This is a genomic window from uncultured Campylobacter sp. (genome assembly GCF_938018035.1).
Classification (GTDB): domain Bacteria; phylum Campylobacterota; class Campylobacteria; order Campylobacterales; family Campylobacteraceae; genus Campylobacter_B.
Genome location: NZ_CALIJF010000385.1, coordinates 1 through 3,609, shown reverse-complemented (window position 1 = coordinate 3,609; position 3,609 = coordinate 1). Strand labels below are relative to the sequence as shown.

The following is a 3,609-nucleotide window of genomic DNA, read 5'->3' as shown; positions in this document are numbered from 1 at the left end:
CCAGGTCGAAGTATGTTTTACTGTTTTTCTTGATATTGTTTTTATTCCGTCGCCGTTTAAATCAATTTTTGGCATTGCCTCCTCCTTGTAAATTTAGATTTTTATTAAAATTGTTGTTTTTTAAGGTTTGGTATTGCTCTAAAATCGCATTATAATAGTAATCGCCATTATATGCAAAATCATTAAAAATGATATTTTGGAGTGTAGGTCTATTAGTAGGAATATATTTAAAATAATATTCTCTCCCATATGTTTTTTCAAAAAATCTTTTTTTGTTGGTTGTCAGTAGATTATGGGTAACGCAAAATTCTGATATTTCTTTATTGACAATAGCATTTGCTAAAAGCCAAGAAAACATAATATTTGATACAATGACTATGTCGTTTTTTGTATCGTGATATTTTAAGACTTTTTTATTTATAAATATAAAATCTGAAAAAAGTATATGCTTATTTTCGCCAATATAAACGAAATTTTCCAAAAATTTACCATTTTCATCAATAATGTATTTTTCATTAAACGGATAAAAAGGTTCTATTTTTAAAATTTCATCATTATCAATTATCTCTTGTGCGTTTTGCGTAGGCGTGTCGGCATTACAAATTTTAGAACCTAAATTTAGTAAATATTCTAAATTTAATCTTTTATCAAGCTTGAAAAATTTGCATTTGTCATCAGGGTATTTGTCTCCATTGCAAAGATAAAATCTTGTTTCAGCAAAGTCATTTATATCTCTATGGATATTTTTCATCTTTTTTATATCTTTTGCTGGATAATTGTCTAAATAGTGAATTTTTTGTAGAAAATCTTTTATGTAAAAATTAATTTTTTCATGCTCGGTTGCTGTTTTAAAATCTATCTTGTTTTCCAAATATTTTACTTTATCGTATTTGTCAAACATAGCTTCTAATTCGGCAGTATGCCTTTTATCGTCTTTATAAAGTTGATAAGCAAATGAAATAATAATCCACAAAGTAAATAAAATAAATATTATAAATAAAATTTTAAATAATTTTTTCATATTTTTCCTTTCAAATTTAAAGTTTAACTTGTGAATTTAAACTCGGTCAGCATCGTTTGATACCGAATTTATTAAATTTACAAATTTAAACTTACTTTACAAATTCACATAATTAGTAAATTTAAATTTGCAAATTTGATATTTGGATCTGTTTGATCTGAATTGCCCTCGGTTAAATCCAAAATCCATGGCAGTCTTTTTTATACCACAGCTTGTTAATTGTTCAATCCCCTATACTCCGCCCAAGCTAGCTCTGCATATGTTTTTAGCGCCTCAAACTTTCTCATTTTCTATCCTTTCTGAAGAATTCCTCTATCATCTTTTGATTACACTTTTCTATTGAATTAGTTTCATTTTTGTTACACATCCAAAACTCACCGCCAGATTGCGGACCCAAAGCACTCACTAGAGCTTGCAATATCCAAGTGTGATAAGACTCATAGATGTATATATTGTCGGCTAGTATCTTGCCCGTATTTATATCTTTTATGATTCCACCGTAGTTAAATCCCATGCCCAGCATATTATCGAATATAGTTTTTATATTAGGCTTTGGTTCTAGGAGATGATATGGATCTTCCACTATAAGCTCGGTAGGCGCTATCTCATCTTTGGAGATTTCTTTGCGCGCTATGCATTTGTCTTTATAAATTTGCTTGTAGTATTCCATTTTTTTATCTACGTCTTGTAGCCTATCTATAACCCGTTTTATTTGATAGTCGTCCCATGTAAATACCTTGCCGTTCATATTAATAGGGTTTGGGCTTCTATATCGTTCTTGCACTATTTTTATTATTTTGTCCACTACTATTCTTTGTTGCTGCGGGTAACTCTTTTTTCTCTCTTCGTTATCAAACCAAGCATCATAATATATCTCTTTATACTCGCCAGGTTTTGAGTGGTACTCGTCGTAAAGTTGTTTAAATTCAGAGTAAGGTATTTTTTTATCGGATAAGTAGTCCTTTAGTTCTTCATCTATCGACATAAAGCATTTATTTGAAGTATTGTTATCTACGTACATTCTAAAAAATTTACCATTATTGGCACTATCTTTCGCTTGAACTCTATAATCTATATAGTCCAAATTGCCATTTATCAACATCGTAAAAGCAATGTCTTTAGTATAATCTTGCGATGAGAATTGATTTACTTTAGGAAACCCTAGATCAAATTTCTTTTCTCCGGCATAATATGCTCTGATAGCTGGCTTTTCATAGACGTTTATTTTGCCGTATAGATATCCGTAGCAATGAAATATGGCAGAAACTATAAATCCGTCACCAAAAAATACGACAAACCAAACAAGAAGCCAAAAACGTTTGCGTTTGCCTTTAGGGGCGATTAAGGCGACAAAAAAGCTTATGGTAAAAAAAGCGGGTATTATGAAAAGAAATACTATACTGCGCATATCTAACCCTTATAAAAATACATATGCAAATTTGTAAAGCCCAAAGAACTTTTTTAGTAGCAATATTTTATTGCTCTATATCTTAGCTCGTCATTAAATTCCATATAAATTCAACTGCTTAAATTTATATGGAATTTTAAAAACTAGCTTGAGCATTTTAAAGTTATTTTCAGTTTTTAAGTCTTTTTAGCTCTTCAAACTTCTGTTTTAATTGAGCTCTTTATAAACGGAATTTCGATGCATTCTATACGAAAGGGGATTAAAATTTTATAAAACAGCGGATGAAATTTTAGTTTTACCGTTACGATAAACGGGCGGGTTGATCTGCGATTTTCAAACGCAAAAAAAGCGCTTCAAAAGCCCGCGAGCCGAAGCGGAATTTAGACGCAACGGCGGCGTTTTGCTTTGCAATTTGAGTTAAAATTTGATATGATTGTGCGAAATTTATATTGAACGGCTTTTTAAAATGAATAAATTTATAACCCAAAAAATAGGCGCGCTCGCGGGCTTTAGCGATGAAATTTTAAAAATTTTAGCATCGTTTGACGCGGATGTTTCGGACGTCAGGCTCGCTTTGCAAATTTCAAAAAATGCTCCCCTCACAGATAAAATTTTAGATTTAGCCTTTTGCGGTTTGTCTAAATTTAGCGCCGAAGGGCTTGCGAGGCAAAATTTCGCTACTGCAGATGAGCGGTGCGATCTACAAGGCGCGGAGCCTATAAAGTATGGCTTGCAAGACGCCGCAGACGAGTGGCAGCAAAACGAGTGTACCTCGAGCGAGCAAAAAGGCGCAGACTTAGCAGGGCGAGGCGATAGTCTTAAATTTAATCATCCAAATGACGCAAACGGCGCGAACTGTAGCGACGAGAATTTTAAATTTAACCCCTCGCAAGCAACAAGCGATACGCTGCCACAAAATCAGCACGCCGTCGCAAGGGCTGAGTGCACGCTAGGTTCGAGCATTTCTGCGCAAGCCGCACAAACGCAACAGCAAGAACGAGAGCAGGAGCAGGGGCAAGCGCAGCAGCAAAAACAGGAGCGAGAATGGGGCAGAGCGCAGGAGCGGGGACAAGAGCAGCCGCCGAAACAGGGGCAAGGCGACACGGCGCTAAAGACGCTAAATTTACAGCGAGCGTTCGAGCTTTACGGGCGCGAGCAGATGCGGGCGTTTTTTCTATTC

3 protein-coding genes are annotated in these 3,609 nt (G+C 34.5%); 1 reads left to right on the top strand and 2 read right to left on the bottom strand.

What is annotated here, in order from left to right:
- Positions 1-61: 61 nt before the first annotated feature.
- Both Q0257_RS11785 and Q0257_RS11780 read right to left on the bottom strand, forming a co-directional pair.
- Entirely contained in the window at positions 62-1,021 is a 960-nt protein-coding gene (locus tag Q0257_RS11785) for a hypothetical protein (protein WP_298025021.1), read from the bottom strand.
- Positions 1,022-1,304: 283 nt separating this feature from the next.
- Positions 1,305-2,429, bottom strand: a complete 1,125-nt coding sequence (locus Q0257_RS11780) for a hypothetical protein (protein WP_298025020.1) — start codon at positions 2,427-2,429, stop codon at positions 1,305-1,307.
- 466 nt (positions 2,430-2,895) lie between these two features.
- On the opposite strand from Q0257_RS11780, the gene Q0257_RS11775 reads away from it, so the two are divergent.
- The coding region (locus Q0257_RS11775; RefSeq protein ID WP_298025019.1) for a hypothetical protein at positions 2,896-3,609 on the top strand (714 nt) is incomplete at its 3' end.

Excerpts from the sequence above, each read along its gene's own strand:
- Q0257_RS11780 (WP_298025020.1), bottom strand. The coding sequence starts at position 2,429 with ATGCGCAGTATAGTATTTCTTTTCATAATACCCGCTTTTTTTACCATA.
- Q0257_RS11785 (WP_298025021.1), bottom strand. The coding sequence starts at position 1,021 with ATGAAAAAATTATTTAAAATTTTATTTATAATATTTATTTTATTTACT.